The 18976-nt window shown below is 35.2% G+C and carries 23 protein-coding genes; 9 read left to right on the top strand and 14 right to left on the bottom strand.

Annotation, left to right across the window (positions count from 1 at the left end; translation table 11 throughout):
• Positions 1–41: 41 nt before the first annotated feature.
• The 3 genes from A3M5_RS0100730 to A3M5_RS0100720 form a co-directional block, all read right to left on the bottom strand.
• Positions 42–1304 carry a PBSX family phage terminase large subunit gene (locus A3M5_RS0100730; RefSeq protein ID WP_018391835.1) on the bottom strand — a complete coding sequence of 421 codons (1263 nt, stop codon included), beginning with the start codon at positions 1302–1304 and terminating at the stop codon, positions 42–44.
• Positions 1301–2053: a phage terminase small subunit gene (gene terS, locus A3M5_RS0100725; protein WP_018391834.1), complete on the bottom strand. Its 753-nt coding sequence runs from the start codon at positions 2051–2053 to the stop codon at positions 1301–1303. The genes A3M5_RS0100730 and terS overlap by 4 nt, the downstream gene beginning before the upstream one ends.
• A 75-nt stretch (positions 2054–2128) precedes the next feature.
• A complete protein-coding gene (locus A3M5_RS0100720) occupies positions 2129–2329 on the bottom strand; it encodes a hypothetical protein (protein WP_018391833.1) in 201 nt (66 codons plus the stop codon).
• Between the two features lie 994 nt (positions 2330–3323).
• Here A3M5_RS0100720 and A3M5_RS0100705 point away from each other — a divergent pair.
• Complete coding sequence (locus A3M5_RS0100705) at positions 3324–4025, top strand: hypothetical protein (protein WP_018391830.1); 702 nt, start codon at positions 3324–3326, stop codon at positions 4023–4025.
• A 364-nt stretch (positions 4026–4389) separates the two neighbouring features.
• On the opposite strand, the gene A3M5_RS0100695 is transcribed toward A3M5_RS0100705, so the two are convergent.
• From A3M5_RS0100695 to A3M5_RS0100650, 9 genes are all read right to left on the bottom strand, one after another.
• Positions 4390–4590 (bottom strand): hypothetical protein, encoded by a 201-nt coding sequence (locus A3M5_RS0100695; RefSeq protein ID WP_018391828.1) that lies wholly within the window; start codon positions 4588–4590, stop codon positions 4390–4392.
• A 330-nt stretch (positions 4591–4920) separates the two neighbouring features.
• Positions 4921–5364, bottom strand: a complete 444-nt coding sequence (locus tag A3M5_RS0100685) for an ArpU family phage packaging/lysis transcriptional regulator (RefSeq protein WP_018391826.1) — start codon at positions 5362–5364, stop codon at positions 4921–4923.
• Between the two features lie 15 nt (positions 5365–5379).
• Entirely contained in the window at positions 5380–5571 is a 192-nt protein-coding gene (locus tag A3M5_RS21880; protein ID WP_231373210.1) for a hypothetical protein, read from the bottom strand.
• 102 nt (positions 5572–5673) lie between these two features.
• A complete protein-coding gene (locus tag A3M5_RS0100675; protein WP_155894641.1) occupies positions 5674–6435 on the bottom strand; it encodes a hypothetical protein in 762 nt (253 codons plus the stop codon).
• A 268-nt stretch (positions 6436–6703) separates the two neighbouring features.
• Positions 6704–7432, bottom strand: a complete 729-nt coding sequence (locus A3M5_RS0100670) for a hypothetical protein (RefSeq protein WP_018391823.1) — start codon at positions 7430–7432, stop codon at positions 6704–6706.
• Positions 7433–7641: 209 nt separating this feature from the next.
• Positions 7642–8175 carry a DUF1643 domain-containing protein gene (locus A3M5_RS21875; protein ID WP_018391822.1) on the bottom strand — a complete coding sequence of 178 codons (534 nt, stop codon included), beginning with the start codon at positions 8173–8175 and terminating at the stop codon, positions 7642–7644.
• An 18-nt stretch (positions 8176–8193) separates the two neighbouring features.
• Positions 8194–9276, bottom strand: a complete 1083-nt coding sequence (locus A3M5_RS0100660) for an MrcB family domain-containing protein (RefSeq protein ID WP_018391821.1) — start codon at positions 9274–9276, stop codon at positions 8194–8196.
• Position 9277: 1 nt separating this feature from the next.
• Positions 9278–9475 carry an XtrA/YqaO family protein gene (locus tag A3M5_RS0100655; protein ID WP_018391820.1) on the bottom strand — a complete coding sequence of 66 codons (198 nt, stop codon included), beginning with the start codon at positions 9473–9475 and terminating at the stop codon, positions 9278–9280.
• Between the two features lie 309 nt (positions 9476–9784).
• Positions 9785–10078 carry a hypothetical protein gene (locus A3M5_RS0100650; protein WP_082193951.1) on the bottom strand — a complete coding sequence of 98 codons (294 nt, stop codon included), beginning with the start codon at positions 10076–10078 and terminating at the stop codon, positions 9785–9787.
• Positions 10079–10197: 119 nt separating this feature from the next.
• Between A3M5_RS0100650 and A3M5_RS25655 the strand changes: the two genes are divergently transcribed.
• Positions 10198–10365: a hypothetical protein gene (locus tag A3M5_RS25655; protein WP_018391818.1), complete on the top strand. Its 168-nt coding sequence runs from the start codon at positions 10198–10200 to the stop codon at positions 10363–10365.
• 48 nt (positions 10366–10413) lie between these two features.
• Here the strand turns inward: A3M5_RS25655 and A3M5_RS24150 are convergent, their stop codons facing one another.
• The gene (locus tag A3M5_RS24150) at positions 10414–10641 is read right to left on the bottom strand and encodes a DUF1064 domain-containing protein (protein WP_231373254.1); all 228 of its coding nucleotides are present in this window, start codon (positions 10639–10641) and stop codon (positions 10414–10416) included.
• Positions 10642–10894: 253 nt separating this feature from the next.
• On the opposite strand from A3M5_RS24150, the gene A3M5_RS0100640 reads away from it, so the two are divergent.
• Entirely contained in the window at positions 10895–12124 is a 1230-nt protein-coding gene (locus A3M5_RS0100640) for a type I restriction endonuclease (RefSeq protein ID WP_018391817.1), read from the top strand.
• 304 nt (positions 12125–12428) lie between these two features.
• On the opposite strand, the gene A3M5_RS0100635 is transcribed toward A3M5_RS0100640, so the two are convergent.
• A complete protein-coding gene (locus A3M5_RS0100635; protein ID WP_018391816.1) occupies positions 12429–14669 on the bottom strand; it encodes a CHAT domain-containing protein in 2241 nt (746 codons plus the stop codon).
• Between the two features lie 174 nt (positions 14670–14843).
• Between A3M5_RS0100635 and A3M5_RS21865 the strand changes: the two genes are divergently transcribed.
• The 6 genes from A3M5_RS21865 (at position 14844) to A3M5_RS0100605 (ending at position 18876) form a co-directional block, all read left to right on the top strand.
• Positions 14844–15326 carry an ImmA/IrrE family metallo-endopeptidase gene (locus tag A3M5_RS21865; protein WP_018391815.1) on the top strand — a complete coding sequence of 161 codons (483 nt, stop codon included), beginning with the start codon at positions 14844–14846 and terminating at the stop codon, positions 15324–15326.
• Between the two features lie 201 nt (positions 15327–15527).
• The gene (locus A3M5_RS0100625) at positions 15528–16130 is read left to right on the top strand and encodes a hypothetical protein (RefSeq protein WP_018391814.1); all 603 of its coding nucleotides are present in this window, start codon (positions 15528–15530) and stop codon (positions 16128–16130) included.
• A 146-nt stretch (positions 16131–16276) separates the two neighbouring features.
• Positions 16277–16738 carry a hypothetical protein gene (locus A3M5_RS0100620; protein WP_018391813.1) on the top strand — a complete coding sequence of 154 codons (462 nt, stop codon included), beginning with the start codon at positions 16277–16279 and terminating at the stop codon, positions 16736–16738.
• Positions 16739–16914: 176 nt separating this feature from the next.
• Positions 16915–17457 carry an ATP-binding protein gene (locus A3M5_RS21860; RefSeq protein ID WP_018391812.1) on the top strand — a complete coding sequence of 181 codons (543 nt, stop codon included), beginning with the start codon at positions 16915–16917 and terminating at the stop codon, positions 17455–17457.
• A complete protein-coding gene (locus A3M5_RS0100610) occupies positions 17454–18497 on the top strand; it encodes a GNAT family N-acetyltransferase family protein (protein WP_018391811.1) in 1044 nt (347 codons plus the stop codon). Before A3M5_RS21860 ends, A3M5_RS0100610 begins: the two co-directional genes overlap by 4 nt.
• Positions 18475–18876 carry an ASCH domain-containing protein gene (locus A3M5_RS0100605; protein WP_018391810.1) on the top strand — a complete coding sequence of 134 codons (402 nt, stop codon included), beginning with the start codon at positions 18475–18477 and terminating at the stop codon, positions 18874–18876. The genes A3M5_RS0100610 and A3M5_RS0100605 overlap by 23 nt, the downstream gene beginning before the upstream one ends.
• Positions 18877–18976 lie beyond the last annotated feature (100 nt).

Below are 18976 nucleotides of genomic sequence, written 5' to 3'. Positions count from 1 at the left end.
TGCACAAGAAAAAGACACCGTTCTGCACGGTGTCCTTGTTTTCAATATGAACGTTTCAAGTCCTGCACTTCATAGTCGTCTAACCCGTACCACACGGCTGAGAGGGAGTGTGAATCGATGTTGAATTCATCTTCAATCACCTCTCCATCTTTGTTAACAGCTAACGTTAAATATTTCAATTCTTCTATCGTGTTCGGACACTGATCTGAGCAGATAATCTTTTTGAACCGCTTGATTTTCTTTGTATATTGGAGCCGGGAACCTTGAAACTTTTTAGCGGCCTTCATACGAAAACCTTTTTTGTTAAAATAAGAAATCGTTTTTGGATCAGCGGAGTCTGCACGTATTTCCCATCGGTTTTTCTGAAAGATACGGATATCCTCAGCAGTGTCCTCATCATCTTTTCCTCGCTCATAATACTCCCAAAAGATATATAAAATTAAATTTTCACGATCCACTGCCATACGCAGCAACGCGTTGAAAGACTTTACAAATCCAAAGTCCATTCCATTACGTAGTAGAGGTCGGCGGATTTTCGAAATGGCATCCACCACCGCATCGTGCGGCTGTTCTTCAAACTGAGGGAATACCTTGGTTCCATTTACACCAAAATGACCTTTTCGAGCTATTCGGTAAAGGTCTGGATCATAAGCTTTCATTTCCTCCAGCTGTTCGATATAACTTTCCGGTAAAAACAAATTATCGTCAGCAGTGGAATGGTGATAATACGTGTTTCCTTGCATAATCGTTCGCTCACGATAAAGCCGCTCATCGTCCAAGACAAAGATTTTTTGGGTCTCGTCCTTAAAAAAGTGTTTATAAGTCCAGTTTGACTTGCTGACTGGATTTGTTGAGAGAATCATGTGCAGATCTAATTTTGGATGCCGCAAGCGGCCAAGTAGTTCTTTGAAGCCGATATATTTGATCTCTGAACACTCTTCCAGCCAAATAAGCGAAATGTTATTAATGGATTTCAGCTTCATTGGCTTATCCATACCTTTGAAAATGATCTTTGATCCGTTAGGAAAGCGGATCTGCATTGGAGACGTCATGCATTTAATGCGTCCTTCAAGGCCCAAATCATTAACCAGTTCCTCAAGTAGAGAATACGTTGAGTCGCGGTGTGTATCGTATACTTCACGGACAACGAGAGCGGTTCGTTTTTCTTCCAGCAGCTTTAATATAATTTTTAATGCAACATGGTAGCTTTTACTGCTGCCATAGCCACCGACGAGAAATTGAAATTTCGTTGACCAGTCAAAAAGAAAGTCTTCGAAACGCGGATTCACTTCTTTTTCAATCATGAGTCCGCCTGCTTTCTCTTGATGAGAATTTCAATTGGTCCATCATCATTGTTGCTGTTTAACTTTTCGATCTCCGCTTTTGATTTGTCGATGGCTATGCGCATTTGCTCCAATTTCAAGCGGCGTTCGTCGTGAACGTGAGCCTGCTCATCAAACTGTTTGATTAAGTTACGGAGCTCTGCCATGGCGCGAGACTGGACGCTTAAATAGGCATAATACTGTTCATAAGCAAAAGACACCTTGAACGATTCTCCACCGCCCGCGTCACCCCAACTGCTTCCGGATTCCTCTTTTAAATGGTCATCACCGCTCGCTACCCACATAACCTTTTGGGCACGAATGATGGAAGTGTATTGAATAACAATTTGTTCCCAGATTAAATCGATGGGATCTGCCTTTCTGACTTCATCCATTATTTCTAAAAACTCTTCCGGCAGGTGCTTTGCATAAAAGCCATGTTTGAGAGCATTTGAGTTTCGTTTCGGAGGCGCTGCTGTTTTGTTGCCTTTATTACCTTTCCCATTAGAGTTACCAACGGGTGCGCCCTTCTTTTTGGTTGCATCTTTCCGCTCTATGGTTGCAACCTTTTCTATTTTGGATGCATCCTTTTTCGTTGGATCCCTCGACCATCCTTCACGGCTTTTCCGGCTCTTTAAGGTACCGAGTTTCACGTCATGCTTTTCAGCTAATGCAGCCAGCGTGATTTTCGTTGTTTCCCACTCTTTTCGTATTGCATCCCAGTTGACCATGTCACATTACCGCCACCTCCGTTATTTGTTTGTTTTTGAGCAAAGAAAAAAGCATTCCCTGAGGATGCTGTGAAATCACATTATAATTTCTAACGAATAAATATCTGAAGCAGTTAGAATTTGTTCATCAACATATTTATTATCTTTCTCTTCTGATTCAATTTTAATTGCGGCCATTATGCTACTAATAAAATCAAGACCTTCACATGACTTCATTTTTTCAATTGAATTATAATTGATAATCGTGCCATCTTTAAACTTTATTATGGCCTTCAAAATATCATCTCCTTCAACTTAATTAGCATATTCAACGTCAGAAGCTTTATGCCCATTTCATCTTACTATGTATACTTTATTCACCTGTAACCACTGCTCCATTATTTTCATTTTCGAGCAAAATAAAAGCACCCCGGAGGATGCCTAATTTCTCAATAAACCAGTTTAGTGTCGTTCATATTCCCGCAAATAGAACAACGAGCAGAAATTTCATAATCTGTTTTCGTGCCTTCTGTAGTTACTACACTTCCTACCGGTTCGATACTTGACGCTATGACTTGATTAGGTCCTGTCGTCAAATGTACTTCCTGGTTATTGGTTCCTACTACTCCGTACGTGTTATTACAAGTCTCACAATTAATCTCAACAAAGAATGGTCTAGTTGCCATCATTTCACACTCCTTTCGCCCTACATTTCGACAAAAGAAGCTAAACCCCTCTTATTTACTATCTGCCCACACAACTATTTTCACATATTTTCTGAAAGGGCACGAAGCCCTGTCACCCACTTTTATGAGCCATATGTATGCTTGACATTTCTTCATGCCTCTTCACCCTTTTTTCTTCTCTGCTCAGTGTCATGCTTAGCCACAAAAGAAAAACACCCACATAAGTGAGTGTAAAAATTACTTGTCTTTAGAGCATTCTTCACAAAAGCCTGTCATTGCATTTTCGTCTGTATAAATTGGCCCGCCGCAACCAGGACAACTCGACTCTATTTCTCTAGTCATATTCTCACCTCCTCTGTCTACCATTCGACAAAAGAAGTTAATAACCTTCTAAGCAAAGCTACCGTAAGGAGAGCGCCTGTTTACGTTCATATCCAACTTTTTATTTTGTCTTCTCATGTATACGGCAGCTGTATGACAAAAAAGAATAAAGAAGAAGCACCTCAGAGAATCCCCTAACCCCTTTGACTGTTTATTGCCTATCTTTCTCTCATTCATTAGTTTAAAATAGGTACATAGATTCATTATTTAAGGGGGAGATTTGATTGAAACTAAATCCTTTAGATTTACTGGATTATCTAAAGAGTAAAGATATTAACTTTTTGTATCATGCAAACACTGTAGCTACTGCTGCTACTTTCATTGAACAACAGGGGCTCCTTTCACGCGGAGCTGTTGAGGACTTTGGCTTATATCAAACACCTCAAAGTTCTGACGCCATTGATCAAAAGTACAATGTTTGGTACGACATATTCCTTGATAGCGTAGATCTCCATAAAAGATTTAATCGCCAAAACCACTACGGTCCTGTATTATTTAAATTCGATGTTGATCTTTTATCATCTTCCTCCCTGCCAGAGCTCTGGGTTACTAAAGATAACCCTATAAGATGGCATGATGGTCAAACAGATGTTGATCGATATTTTCAAAATTTCGATGAGTTTAAAGAAACATACACCAAGGGCGCATACAGAGAGATGATAACCCTGCGTTTCACCAAAGATGCATTTCCCTTTGAGCCTTACTTAAAAGAAATTATTTTAGATGATCCAAGTGTAAGGATATCAGATTTAGTTATTGGTTCAGAAGCAAGAAAGATTCTGACATCTGCTATTAAGAATTGTCCATTTATAATTGACAACGTCACTCGAACCTTAAGAAAGTGTGATAACTGCTTTTGCCACGATAATTACTTGAATCAGGTAGGCGTCTCTAGATTAAAAGAATCATTCCTTATTGAAAAATAACTTTCACCTGAGAAATAGCGTTACAGACCCATCCTGTCTGTAACGCTATTTCCGAATATTGATTCCTACACAACGTGTATATGATCCCTGTTAACAGTATACTCCCTCTTCTTCAAGATGTATGTAACCTGGATACACCTTTCTTCACAGCTTTTTAACGTACTGAGTTTTATATCATGCTTTTCCGCTAATGCTACCAGTGTGATTTTAGTTGCTTTCCATTCTTCTCGTATTGCACCCCATTTGACCACGTCACATCACCTTCATTCCTCCCGGTCTTTCGTTTCACATCCTATCAACCCCTTGCGCTATTTGCTTTGTTTATTTTGGGCATAAAAAATAGCACCGCGATGGGTGCCGTTGATTAAAACAGTAATTCAATTGATTTGATTTCACTTGCTTTTCTTGTTTCACCTGTTGATTCTTGAGTTAATTCTGAACCTGGTTTCTGAAATTCATTCAGCATGAACGCAATTTGATCAGCCGAAAGCGCTATATCATGCGTTTTCTCATCCCATGACTTTCCATCTTTAAAGTGATAAACCAATTTATAAAGCTTAGCCATTATAACCATCTCCTTTCGCCTTATATTTCGACAAAAGAAGCTAAACACCTCTTATTTCCCAGCTGTCCATCCGCCTTTTTTCACACATTTAACAAAAGGACACGAAGCCCTATCACCCGCTTTTATGAGCCATATGCATTTCTGACACTTCTTCATGCCTCTTCACCTCTCTTTTTCTTCTCTGCTCAGTGTCACGCTCAGCACAAAAGAAAAAACACCCACCGTTATCAGTGAGTGCCTCATTCCTTATATTTCCCTACTAACATAATAGCACCCCCAATAACAAAACGCGTGCCATTGTGCGGCCAAAATCTTGCCAATTGTTTGCCACTAATTTTCTTCCCCCTTCACGACTTCAAGCCGCAACATGAAAGCCAGCTTGTAGAATGCTCTGGATTTCACTCGTCCATAGGTTCTCGCGCTCATTCCTAGCTCGTTGTGGATCATGTAATCAAATGCGTCTTCATCCTCTAAATATCTTTTTTGAATAATTGCCCGTTCGATTCTGGAAAGACGATTTAACGCACGATCCAAATTGTCTTCTAAGTTCTCAAGTTCTTTTTCCTTCTCTACGTTCCATAAAGCTGTTTCCTCCGCGGGATTACCCACGGAATAAGTTTCGCCATGATAACGTGGAGTATATGCAGGAGTGGTTTTCATTTCCCTTCTGATAAAGCCGATCTGCTTATAGATCCGAACGCTTTCAAGCGCCTCTTCCAACTTTTTTTGTGTTGCTTTTCGGTCAATCTCAGGTAAAAAAGAAATTTGTCCCATTCTATAGGTGCCCCCTTATCCTTTATATGCTCCACCTTTACCGCGTCGTAACGTCCGCATGTCCATTCCCATTAAGCTTCGCAATTCACGCTCAGACAGCTTCTCCGGCTTCTTCTGTGGCGGCTTTTCTTTCTTCCGTTCTTGCTTTACTTCCTGGTGGTCTTTCTTCCATTGTTTTAGCTGCTCTTTCAAACTTGGATTCATCATAATCACTCCTTTTTGGCAAATAAAAAAGGACACCAAACAGCACACGAATTTTCGTGTCTGTTCAGTGTCCTCCAGTGGGCTGGTAGGGATTATAAAATTATTCTAATAATCGTCATACTTATCTTGTAACATGATTATTAAATTTGCAGGAAAGGCAATAAATTTCCCTTTATGATGCTCTGGCTCATCATCTTTAGGACTAAGTTTCAAGAAAAGAATCTTCCTATCCTTTTCAGAAAGTCCTTTGTAAATATTCTCCATTCCCCTTATTCCAACATATATTCCCCCATAGTAATATATCCAATTTTTCCATTCTTCGATATAGGATATAAATGCAGAATCATTCACTCTAGCGACAGAGCCTAACTGAGATTCTAAGAGAATAACAATCACTACTAATAATGCAAAAAAGAATTCGAGAGTGCCATATATTTGTTGAGTGTTTTTTACCATTTTTAATATATATAAATTATATATTGTTATTATAGAAAAGTACGAAAAAATAACTGGAATAAAAATTATATTTATCAAATCTAAATTTTCTATAAAAATAAAAATTATATTTATCAAATCTAAATTTTCTATGAAAATAAAACCCAAGGGAATCAAAGCTATGTAACTGACTAAAAATATTTTTATCATATTGTTTAAAAACAATATGATAAAAACTATAAATAACATTATACTTGTTAACATGTACTGCTGAGACGTCGTATCTAAATTTTGAACCCAATTATAAGCCTTTAACAGTATTAAAGGAACAAATCCTATAAATAGGTATAACATGATAATTAATAATGCTAAAATAAATTCCACAAAATTATTTGCTATCAAACTCTTCTGCTTTTTTTTTGGTTCACTCAAGATTCTTTCGCCTCTTCCCGTCGCATCCACTTCCCTTTTTCTCACTCTTTTTCATTAAATCTCCTGCCTGCTGGATGCACACATCTAATATTTCAACAAGAATGTTAATCTTTTTTCGGCAAAATGTTCTTTAATTATATTGGAGTACAAAAACATTAAATAGAATATAACCATTATAAAATGGTGTAGGCTAACGTAAAAATAATTTAATTCGTAATTGGTTCCCTTACTATAATTCAGAATACAACCAGTGGGCTGGTAAGGCTTATTATTTTTCAACACTTCTTTGGTTGAGTGTTATCTTTCTTAAGTCATTAAAGTCTATACTTTCTGTATTGTCTCTGATATCTCCAATACTTAAAGTTTTACTTTCTGCATCAATTGGAGCTCCTAAAACAAGTCTAAATTCTCTTTGATATTTAAAATAATCCCTTTTATACATAAAAGCCATTATAGGCTCCTCTTCATAAACAGCTTTATCTAATGGATTAGGATCATACTCATTAAAATACTGAACAGCACCAAAATGAATGCTTTGTCCTGTAGCGTCAAGTTCGGTTTCTATTTGTTTTAAAAACTCATTCACCTTAGAAATAATAATTGCCTTTCGTCCATTAAAGTCTTTGGATAATTCTTTAAAAACTTCTTCTTTTAGTGTTCCCTCTCCCTGATTATTAAATATGAAGTCGTCTGCTGATAACATTACAAAACAACTAAGTGGGATATGCTTTGAGAATCCATAACTCTCAGCTAAATAACTTTTATCCATATCTATCTTTAACATTTCACCATTAGGACCTACCATAATTACGTTTTTCATTTTAGGATCTAATTTTCTAAGATATGCTCCTTCATATTTATCACCAATTCCCTTATCTAATCCTTTGTTCTCCAAATCAACAAAATAACTACTTTTTTTCATGTAGATGTTGCCATTTAAAAAGTCCTCTTCATATTGCGGTTCAACAAATTTGATTAGCACAAAAGCTTTGTCCATTTAAATATCCTCCGAGAAATTATAATAATTTTGTTTAAGTAAGTAGCCTTTTATTCTATCCCATTAAGCTATTTAATCTTGTTTTGTTGTACTTCATAATTTTTTTATTTCTTCACCAATATTCTGTTGTTCATTTAGACTCTGCCAGTGATCTGGTTCTGATAGAACTCTTTTTTAATCAAAAAGTAACAACTTTTTATCCTATGAATTCACTTTTTCTTCTTTGGTTTCAATAACGTAGAGTGATAATCTTTTAATTTAAACTCACTTTCCAACCTGGATATATGTACTGGAATTGTTCTTTCGGTAGAATCTTCAAAAAATTTCAGACACTTACCCTCTAAGAATGCTAAAACATCTCTTTTTCTATTTTTATATATAGTATCTCTTCCCCAAGCTATTATAATGAGTGATGTCTTTTCGTCGTTAATTGCCCCTTTTATATAAAAATCATTATCAGGTCCTACATATTGTTTAGAAGCCTTTAGCTTTTTTGAATTAGTTTCTATAAAAGCAAATAAATTTATTACTTCAATAGACCCATAATCATGGTCAATTAAATAATTCACACAACGATTCACTGAGTGATCCATTTTCAACTCATCAGCAATACTGGGATTGAGCATTATCACAACTGCCCTCGGAAGAGATGAATTCCATACTTTTACTAAAGAATATCGATATGGATATTTTGGATCAGTCCGATCAAACACTGCTTTAGATTTCATGATTTTCCAAGTCATTTTTAACTTTCCACCTTTTTATATCTCGTATAATTTTAAAAGGTATTCAATTTCTTTTTTAATTCCAAAAGCCTTTAATTTGTCTTGTCTTTCGTTATATAAAGCTTTTAACATTTCTTTTTTATCATTTGGACTGCCATGATGAATTTTCCTATGACAATTCGGGCATAGAGCAATGATATTTCCAGGCACGTCTAAACTGAAATTAAAACTACCCTGATTCGACATTGGAATAAGATGATGAGCTTCTACAAAGTTTTTATTAGTACGTGGCGATACAAAAGTTTCGTGATTTATATCAATCTCACACTGATAATTCGCTTTGATGAGTGCTTCTTTTGCTTTCTCAGCACTTCTTTTCCACTTGGTTTTTACAGAGTTAGTTGTCCCTTGATCCGGAATATTTTGAGGAGTTTCCTCTGTACTAGAAGCTTTAGCAAAGGTAATATCTTCTTGAAACTTAATGTCTTCAATCTCTTCTTTGTAGAGTAATTCATCAATAACTTGATCTAAATTTCTTATTCCAATAAAGTTCTTTATTTTTTCCAAGTTGCTAAGTAATAGGCTTATATCGGACAAGATTTGTTGATTATTTGGAAAAGTATTTTTGTCATAATATTTCGCCTGAATGTTTGCTGCTTCATAAGCAGCACCATAATTTTTAGAACCCAGTTGAAGTTGATCTATCTTTCCGATTAAAGTAGAAAAAGAAATTTCCTCATTTAATTTCGTTGCTATATCCTTCATTTTGTTTATTGGTTTATATCCAATAAATTTTTTTCTAAGATATCTAGTTCCTTGATTTAATGAAAGATAGACACCATCCATATCCTTGCGAAACAGAAAGACCACATAAAAACCCCGCTGTGCGCTTTCCGTAATACTTCTTTCATAAATAGCTATCCATGGAGTTTCAGTTAAGTTACCTTGACCGTACGAACCAATAACCATGTGTTTTTGAGGGTCTAAATTTAGTAGTGATTGTAGTTTTTGGGGGAGATCGTATCGTATCAATTTTTTTATATCTACTGAGCTTACTTGATTAGGATTCCTGTAAAAGTTTTCATAGTTGTTAAATATCTTTAAAAAATCTTGTTTCACTTTAAAATTCCTCTCCTTGATCCCATTTAACTCTTTTCACTTTACCTTGATGCGTTATGATCTTCGTTTCCCCATGCTGCGGCAGATCTGCAATTTTCACTTTCCCATCGCAAATTACGACGGCTTTGTTATTTAGTTCCATTATATCCAATTTCATTACCATTGTACTAGGATTAATTTCTAGTTCTCTTAATTTCACAAAAGCTGCCCCCAGTCTGTTAAAATAGAATTGCGAGTAATATTTCAAGAGCTGGGGACTTTCCTTGGCTTTTTTTGCATCATTTTCTTTTTATTGGTTAAACTTCTTTCAAACGGAACATTTTGCTATGGTGATTCCTATGTTTTAAAGCCGGGGCAAACCTGGCTTTTTTGGTGTAAACTTTTGATTAACGGGTATATTGTTTTTGTATGACATTTCCTCGTCATACGCACCCTGCAAATTCAACTCTTTTACAGTCAGGTATTAACCTGGCTCTTTTTTGTTTAAAGCTTCCACTTCCACATTTACCTACGCATCCTGTAGTATCCTTTCTCTTAACTCAAAGAACCATTCCTTATCTGCATTCATGATCGCTAAATCGATAAGTTCGTCATAATCTTCTTTCAAAAGAGACGAATCCAACGGTACAATTAAATTCATTGAGCACGTAGCTGGGGCTGGTTTGATGTTTTCGGGAATACCTCTTACAAACCTGGTTATTTTCGTCACATGAACCGTCTCTGAATCTTGCGAAAAGCTATCAATATAACTCGTGTACCAGTACCGGCCAGACGCCGCTAAAACCCAATCGCCTACTTTCAAGGCTGCCACTCCCTTTTTAATAGATAGTTTCGTCGAACTGTTCACTACTTTTATAAATTGTAAACACAGTCCTACTGCTCCCCATGGTATAATTACCCAAAATGAGAGGAGGCTCATAAATGACCGGTGATGCGGTTTTTGCTATTTTTCCAATCTTAACTATCTTCTTTTACATAGCCCCAGTTGTATTTGTAATTTGGTTTCTGGTTAAATACCTTAAAATACAGCAGGAAAAGAACAAAATTCTAAGAACTATTTCTGACAAGCTAGATAAGCTAAATAATTAGACGGGGAAACCCGTCTCTTTTTATGTCACATCATGTGTCAACTGTGTATCAGCGTTTCCTTCTCCACTCACCGCGACTGTACTCCATGACCGTCACTTCTTGTCCAATCGCCTTTTCAAGTAGCTTTCGCCGCAATGGAAAATCCCGTGAAGTAGGTCCGCCTTTGACATCCACAATTTCTGTCCGACCATCCTTGTAATAAACTTTAAAATCCGCCGTGTATTTGGCCCCTGCCTTCGTTTTCTCACCTTTTCCCGAGCAAAGAGTACAATTGATAGGCCGTCTCGTTTTCGGGCTTGTCCGTTTGCCTGATCTGTTACAGCGATAGCAGAGGAAATGAGGCAGATCTGGGAAGTAATCAAAAAACGAGGACTAAATAAATAAACACGCTGCGGCGTGTATTTATTTTAGCTATTTAATGGTACTATTTTCATGATATGGATGGATTATCTGTAAAACTTGCTGAATGTATGGAATTTTTGAAGGGTTGGCGAATTTCAAGAAATATCTTTAGAGGAGCGTGTACAAGATGAATCTCAAAGAAACATTGGAAATGTTAAATAACGTTGTGAACGACAATAAGGATTTAATAAAGAATGAGGAATCAACAAAGCAATTTTTGATTTTACCTCTACTCAAGGGACTAGGCTACGATACATATAGCCCCCAGGAAGTGACACCGGAATTCACAGCAGATTTCCATAAAAAGAATGAGAAAGTAGATTACGCTATTTCTATAAATGGGATCCCCAAAATTTTCGTCGAAGCAAAATCAATGAACAGCAGCATTACCAAAAATGCTCCGCAATTAAGTAGATATTTTAGTACTTTCCCTAGTGTCCGATTAGGAATCTTAACCAATGGAATTGAGTATCACTTTTTTACTGATTTAAATCACGCGAATATAATGGATTCTAAACCATTTTTTATTTTTAATATAACTGACTATAATGAAGAAGATTTCAACCACTTAATTAAGTTTTCTAAAAACCTTTATGACTATGATAGTCTGAAATTAATGGCCGAGTCTCTGATGTATTACCAATCTTTTAAATCCGTCATAAAAGAAATTTTCGAAAGCCCTAATGACGACTTCATTAAATATGTCATAAAAGAGCGCTTTAAATTTAAAGTAACGCAACAGTTTATTAATACTTCTCGACCTTTAGTCCAAAAATGTATCCAGGAATCCTTAGCTGAAATTATTAGTGAGAAATTCAAAACTACAATGCCTAATCAAACAACACAAGAAATGGCTATAGATATTAACGAAATACGGGAAGCAGTGAAAAAGACATATTATTCTACAGAAGAGATCGAATCATTAGGTGTTTTTGAAGAGTTTGAAGGCGTTAAAGTCGTTTTACCCAACTCTGAATCCTATAAAAAATTATTAAAAAGCCCTATGGAAGAATACTCTGTTGAAAAAGGGAATCCGTTAAGTGATTTTTTTGTTTCGTCCGTTCTTACACAAGGGAGTGCGATTGTGGGATATTTGATCGGGCAATACTCTAATCAACAAAAAGATACGACACTATACACAGTTAAATCTAACGAAATTGCTAATTTCCTAAAAGAAAACCCTATCGTTGAAGAAGCTGGCTTTATCAACGCACGGCTAGGCTCGCGATTAAACAAAAACACAAATGAAAAAACGTACTATTTGAGAAGTTGTTTAACCAATCTTTCATTTAGAGATATTCCCAATCTTGTATCTAAAGTTGAAAATGTTGATGAATTTTTTAAGATTATTCAATAATTATTTTCTAAACAGTGGGTAATGGTTTTCTGTAAACTTTGTAAGGTATACTGTTATATCGCACCACCTTTTCAAATTTATTTATTTCAATTAACAATCTTTATAAAGACACGTAGCCGATTTGGGAAGTGCTTAAACGAAGAGGACTGAAATAAACATGCTACGGCGTGTATTATTTTTACACATTAATAGAAGATTATTTGAAAATTGTTTGATTTTCTAAAAAACCCTTCTTCCTATATAGGAAGAAGGGTTTTAATCTATACTATCTTAATTAAAATTGCTTTATTTATACTTTAAGAAATTATTCATAATATACTGAAGAACCCCAGTATGCAATTAAATCTAGCTCGATGCTTTCTTGGTTATTTACTCGTTCTAAAATGCCTAAGTTCTGACTTTCACTGTATTTTTCAATAAATTGACTTGTAATTATTGACGCTCCGGAAGATAAAAGATGTTGTGTATAGTTGGTAGATAGATTCCAATTCAATCCTTGACTAAGGTAGAACATTAAGATAGCGCCAAAGGTTGAAGAAGATAAATAGTTGGTTAACCAACGATGTCCTAATACAGATTGCTCTTTGTTTGTTAAAATTTGAGAAATACCATTAAAGTCCATGCTATTATATCTTATGTGAGCTGCAGCGCTCTGACACATATTTAAAACCAAAAGTCTTCTCTGATCTCTGATAATTTTTATTTCAGATATTTCATAGAGATACAATTTTTCACTTTCTGATATTTGCAGCCAACTTTTCACAGGGTTATCCGCATCAAAATTGGCATGACCTGACACCCATATTAAATCATAAGTTTCAGAAGCATAAAGTTCTATAAATTCGGTCTTACTACATTCGTTTTGGAATCTTATTGTAATATTTTGATTACCGATCTGCATTTTTCCCAGAAAATATTTTAATGCTTCCAGTTCATATTTACTTGTAAACAAACTCATATCTGGATCAATCCATAATAGGACTTTTTTAAATTGTGCTTCCTGTTTTTTATTTTCTTTTGATAGGACGATTATTTCTTTATCTACACCAACAGACATAATAGACTGAAACGGCGTATTAAAAGTTGATAATTCAAATACTTTTAATTTCTCAACAGAATCGACATTATTAACTTCTTCGATTAGCTTATCCAAACTATAAAAATCATTTAAACGTGATAAATATGCTTGGGAAGTTTTTTTATTCAAATCTGGATTACCAGGAATTTTAGGTTCATGTGTATCTTTATCTTCTAACATTGCCATCCACGTTGATTCGATTTCATCTTTCAACTTCAAAAAATCTGCATGAGTGGTTTGAGATTTATACTTTTTTAGCTTAGTATTTGTAGCGTCTTTTATTAAGTACCAACATTCCATATCATGGACATTTGAAATGGCTAAAATAATCATTTCTTTTTCTTGCAAAATATTTGTTAAACGTTCACCATTATAAGTTCTCCAAATAAATGCTAGTGTCAATGCTAAATCATAGTTTGTTCTTTGTATCAAAGTATAAACAATATCATTAATTATCCAACTTTGTCTTTGTCGCTGTAGACTACTGTATATTTTTTCAGGATAATATTTATAAATTGAATCCATTATTTCATATACACTGTCAATTAAAATTTTCCTTGGAAATGATTCATTGGTTTGTAGTTCTCTTACGTTTAAAATTTTTTTTCTATATTTAAGGATTTTCCTATCCTTAAGTTTATTTAAATGCTTATGTAAACTCACTATTTCAGTAGATTCTAAATTATCAGTGTGAAAGGTCAACAGTGCTTCTATTATCAAAAATCTCTGATAAGTATTCCGAACTTTTTTTAATAATTCCTTTAATAAAAACGTTAATCCAATCAATTCGGAATCCTTAGTTACAAATAATATTCGTGAAGAGTTACATAAAAAATTAATATCTTCATCTGTGCAATCGGTTATTTCCACAAAATTTTTCATCAATTTATAGGTTTCCAAGGACTCACTTAATGCGTTTCCAAGTACACCGCTAACCCTAAAATAAACCGAACAATAACCCAACAGAATTTCTCTTACCCTAGGAATTCTAAGTTCTATTCCCTCAAAGAAATAATCAAATTTGACTTCAGTTTTTAGTTCTCTTTCGGGATCTTTGAAATTATAATCAGGATTTATGCTTTTAACTAAATAATTAAAAGACTCACCAACACAACCAATGGATTCAAGTAGAGTCGCATAATTAATAAGCAAATTAATAGATCTTGTATAAATCTCAATTCTCTCTCTCTTATCTTTTATATGACAACGAGAAGCTTCTATAAATATTTCTACTGTAACATCAATTAGTGACCCAACTTTATGATAATCACTATATTTTAAGGAACCCAACTGTTTTTCAAAAGTGTCTAATAGGACCAAATAATCTTTAGATTCATTATCTGTTATCCAGGCTTTTAAAGTGGATGTATACTCTGAATAATAATTGTGATTTACATCTAAATTATTATTTTCTTTTGCGCTTGTTATAAAACTTTTTAGATAATCTCCTATATCCAAATTTGTCATCAACTGCTCCCCTTTTTTAGTGATAACTGCTTAATAAATATTACCATTATACCTAGCTAGATGTAATACTATGTCTCAATCATCTACTTCCCCCTTTCCTTTTTGGTATGTTTTGTTATACACTGATAAAAACATACGTTCCTACAATTGTTAATTGGAAAAGAGGCGGTCACTTTGGTCTATACAAAAACACATTTAGAAGATTTTATCGAAAATCTCTACACGAACATTGGAATCCACCATCCTCGACAACTAAATCCTGAAGAAATATCTGCAAGGCTTGGTATTGTCATTGATTATGTTGATGGTACAAGCAAGTGCATAGAGTATGAACAATTTTCATTTATCATGCTGAATCAAAATCTCTCCCCTGCTGTGCAATGGCAAGAATTTGCCCATGAGCTCTGTCATCTGTTGCGCCACGCAGGGAATCAGTACACGCTTCCTCCCTTCTTCTTAAAAATGCAGGAATGGCAGGCCAATAGCTTTGCCCTGCACTTTTGTATTCCAACTTTTATGCTTGAAAAACTAGATTTACCAGCTTATAAGCAAGCAGCTATCGCAATAATTGCTCAAACATTCGGTGTTGAGCATGACTTTGCTGAAGAACGGCTTGAGCGTTGGCTGATACAACGGGCTATGGTGTATTACGGATAAAAGAAAAGGATTCTATCCCTATCATTATTTGTCGTAATATGTCGAAGGAAAAGTGTGGAAATCATCTTTTTTTTATAGGAAGATAGATAGAATGACTAGTCCGGCATTATTAGCACACTATGGTGTGTATTTATTTTAGCCATTGAATAGTACTATTTTCATGATATGGATGACTTATTTTTAAAAGGGGGATTTTTCGAAATGAGCAATCTGTTCAAAGGATGTCTTGGTTGTCTAGGACTGCTTGTTGTGTTGGCTTTACTCGTTGGCGGATGTACTGCGTTTTTCGATGTAGACGAGGGCGTTGAGGTTAGCAATAATTCTGTTACAGAAACGGGAGTAAATGAAGCTGATACTGAAACATCTGCTGATCAGGATAGTGAGACAGTCCATAAAGAAGTTCAAGAAACAAATGAACCTGATAGCTGGCTTTCCAAAATTCAAGATGTGGCTGTCTCAAGTAAATCAGAAACAGAAAAGTTTGATGAAATTAGTCTCTACGCTCAAGACTACACACCGAACACTTCCGAATTAAAAGAATTTGAAAAATACATTATCGATGAATTTACATCGGGAGCTTACTTATCCGGTCCTTCAAACGATGCATATATGCTAGAAAACATATTCAAGTCAGAAGTAATCGATGTCTATTACCGGAATAGTCCTCAAGTTCCTATTGGCGATTTCGCTTTTGATTTTTGGCAGAATACAAAATATGTTTACCGTGGAGTCGATACTGTTGATAGTGATCCAGTCAAAGCAAATGAAGAACAAATGAATAAAGCTTTGGCAAAAATGAATTAATAGATTTCTCACCCACCCCCTTTCTCAGCGTTCTTTTTTGATGTGATGTACCAGCAGCTGCGGGGATGGTGTGAAAGGCACTTCTATGGGCGATGCTGTTCTCAGATTATGTATATCCTATCTAACTATGAAAGAAGGAAATAAAAGTGAAAAAACAGTGGTTTGCAGGGAGTGTTTTCTTCTCAGCTGTTCTTATTTTAAGTGGCTGCATTAATGAGAATTCTTCAAGCGATACAAGTCAAGAAACAGCTTCCTTAGCTGAAGCTCAACTAAAAAAAGAAGCTCAAATACTTGATTACACCACAATGTCTGAGAACGGGATTGAAGATGGAGCTAAAGTGGTGATCGATGGGATTGTAGCGTCTGCTGATGATTACGCTGACAATGGTACTATTCCGGCCCGTACAAAATTTGTAGTAAAAAAAGAGGATGATTCTATCCATTATTGGGTTGAAAATCTCTCAGACGATCTAATGAGATTGGATTCGCACGTTAAAGTATATGGTACTTATAAAGGAATTGATGAGGAAAGCCTGCTGCCTGTTGTTGAGGGTGAAGTAGTTGAGGTAGTCAGCGAAGATATCACTGATGAAAATAAGGCATCTTGAAAAGTAAATGATGCAGACACAGGTATTCTTTTCACGAAGAGTTTGACGCTCAGAAAAAGAAGTTGCTCATTTAAAATAGGCAGCCTTTCCCCGGCCATTCTTTTTAATGTACCTGCAGCCGGCGGGGATGTTGTGAAATATATATTTCCCACTAATACATAAGGAGATAATATTGTATGAATAAAAATATTGTTTTTATTTCAGGTATTCATGGTGTAGGTAAAACAACATTCTGTAAGTACCTTGAAGATCGGACCGGCACAAAATCGTATTCAGCCGGTACACTAATAAATGAATACATAAACAATCCCTCTATCTCGAAAGAAGTTTCAAATGTGAACGGCAATCAAGAAATACTCGTCTCATCAATTCAAAGAATAATTCTTGAAGATTCCTTCATATTGGATGGGCATTTTTGTTTGCTCGATAAAAACAGTACTATTCAACAAATCCCAGTTGAAACTTTTTCAGCTTTGTCACCTAAACTCTTTATCGTTTTATATGATGATATCAAAATCATCCAGGAACGCTTAAATAGTAGAGATGCAAAAGTCTACGATGCTTCTCTCTTGGAAGAACTACAGCAACAGGAGATTTCATACTCTTCTCATGTTGCAAACTTACTTAACATCCCGGTTATTCATCACTGCTCTTCTCATGATTATGAGGAAATTACTAGCATTTTAATTGATTTAAATTTAGGAGGAGAACTATCATGAAAACTGAACCTTATTTGAAGTATGAGCTTTTTGCTGACATTAACTTAGATGATCCATTTTTTGATTCATTAAAAGAGGATTACCCAGAATTTGAAAAATGGTTTCATAAAAAAGGAAACGAAAGAGCATATATCCTTCGTGAAAACGATTTAGTCGAAGGTTTTTTATACTTAAAGTACGAACACGGGCCAATTGATGACGTATATCCAGTGATTGATTGTACAAGTGCCTTAAAAATCGGAACCTTAAAAATAAATCCGCATGGAACTCGTTTGGGAGAGCGTTTTATAAAAAAAGCACTTGATCATGCAATCGCAGGTGATGTTGAACTCTGTTATGTTACTGTATTTGAAAAACAGTCATCCTTATTAAAAATATTTGAAAAATATGGATTTACTCGATTTGGTCAAAAATCTAATGGTGAGCTCGTTTTGGTGAAAAATCTAGTTGAACTTTCTGGCGAAGTCCTAAAAGATTACCCTTTGATTAGTACCCAAGGAAAACAAAAATATTTATTAGCGATCTATCCACAATATCATTCTATTATGTTTCCTGATTCTATTTTAAATAATGAAAATATAAACGTATTGGAAGATTGTAGCGTTACGAATAGTATTCATAAGATCTATGTAACCACGATGAAAGTTAATCGCGCGAATCCTGGCGACATATTCGTAATGTATCGAACTGCCACACCTGGTAAATCTGCAGAGTATAGCTCTGTCGTTTCTTCTATTTGTGTTGTAGAAGAGGTGAAAAGCCAACATGAATTCGCGAATTTTGATGATTTCTTTCAATATGCCACTACTTATAGTATATTTGATTATGATGATTTAAAATACTGGTATAATAAAGGCGGCTGCTATACTGTTAAAATGACTTATAATGTCGCTTTAAGCAAGCGGTTAATCAGACAAAAATTGGCCGATGAAATTGGTCTAGATCGAAATACACGTTGGTCGTTTATCAAACTAACGGATAAGCAGTTTAATCGAATTTTAGAAGAAGGTGGAGTAAGTGAAGGTATTATTATCGATTAAACCACAATATGTTCAAGAAATCATAAATGGAAATAAAAAATTTGAATACCGAAAACGCATTTTCAAGAAAAATGTAGAGTCTGTTGTTATTTATTCTACAATGCCTGTTGGTAGAATCATTGGTGAGTTTAAAATAGATAGAATTATTAAGGACTCGCCTGTTGAATTATGGAATCAGACGGCAAGGTATTCTGGTATATCGAAAGATTCTTTCCTAGAGTATTTTTCTGGACGAAATAATGGATTTGCCATCAAGATTAAAGAGTTTGTTGAATATGATGAGCCTATAAATCCAAAGGAGTTAGACAAAGATTTCACGGCTCCACAGTCTTACAAGTATATTTACAATGAACCTGATATTCAGTTGAATTTAATGTGAACTTTTCCTTTAATCTCACTCAACCCCTCCCTTCATGAGTTGGGGTTTTTCTTTAAGCTCAAAAAGAACATATGTTCCGAGAATAAATGTTCTGAAGTCT

The sequence above is a fragment of the Bacillus sp. 37MA genome (assembly GCF_000372765.1).
GTDB lineage: Bacteria > Bacillota > Bacilli > Bacillales > Domibacillaceae > Domibacillus > Domibacillus aminovorans.
This window is presented reverse-complemented; position numbering and strand designations above follow the sequence as displayed.

Bases quoted from the DNA above. Each gene is read 5' to 3' on its own strand.
- A3M5_RS0100730 (WP_018391835.1), bottom strand. From the start codon at position 1,304: ATGATTGAAAAAGAAGTGAATCCGCGTTTCGAAGACTTTCTTTTTGAC.
- terS (WP_018391834.1), bottom strand. From the start codon at position 2,053: ATGGTCAACTGGGATGCAATACGAAAAGAGTGGGAAACAACGAAAATC.
- A3M5_RS0100695 (WP_018391828.1), bottom strand. From the start codon at position 4,590: ATGGCTAAGCTTTATAAATTGGTTTATCACTTTAAAGATGGAAAGTCA.
- A3M5_RS0100685 (WP_018391826.1), bottom strand. From the start codon at position 5,364: ATGGGACAAATTTCTTTTTTACCTGAGATTGACCGAAAAGCAACACAA.
- A3M5_RS21880 (WP_231373210.1), bottom strand. From the start codon at position 5,571: ATGATGAATCCAAGTTTGAAAGAGCAGCTAAAACAATGGAAGAAAGAC.
- A3M5_RS0100670 (WP_018391823.1), bottom strand. From the start codon at position 7,432: ATGGACAAAGCTTTTGTGCTAATCAAATTTGTTGAACCGCAATATGAA.
- A3M5_RS21875 (WP_018391822.1), bottom strand. From the start codon at position 8,175: ATGACTTGGAAAATCATGAAATCTAAAGCAGTGTTTGATCGGACTGAT.
- A3M5_RS25655 (WP_018391818.1), top strand. From the start codon at position 10,198: ATGACCGGTGATGCGGTTTTTGCTATTTTTCCAATCTTAACTATCTTC.
- A3M5_RS0100640 (WP_018391817.1), top strand. From the start codon at position 10,895: ATGAATCTCAAAGAAACATTGGAAATGTTAAATAACGTTGTGAACGAC.
- A3M5_RS0100635 (WP_018391816.1), bottom strand. From the start codon at position 14,669: ATGACAAATTTGGATATAGGAGATTATCTAAAAAGTTTTATAACAAGC.
- A3M5_RS0100625 (WP_018391814.1), top strand. From the start codon at position 15,528: ATGAGCAATCTGTTCAAAGGATGTCTTGGTTGTCTAGGACTGCTTGTT.
- A3M5_RS21860 (WP_018391812.1), top strand. From the start codon at position 16,915: ATGAATAAAAATATTGTTTTTATTTCAGGTATTCATGGTGTAGGTAAA.
- A3M5_RS0100610 (WP_018391811.1), top strand. From the start codon at position 17,454: ATGAAAACTGAACCTTATTTGAAGTATGAGCTTTTTGCTGACATTAAC.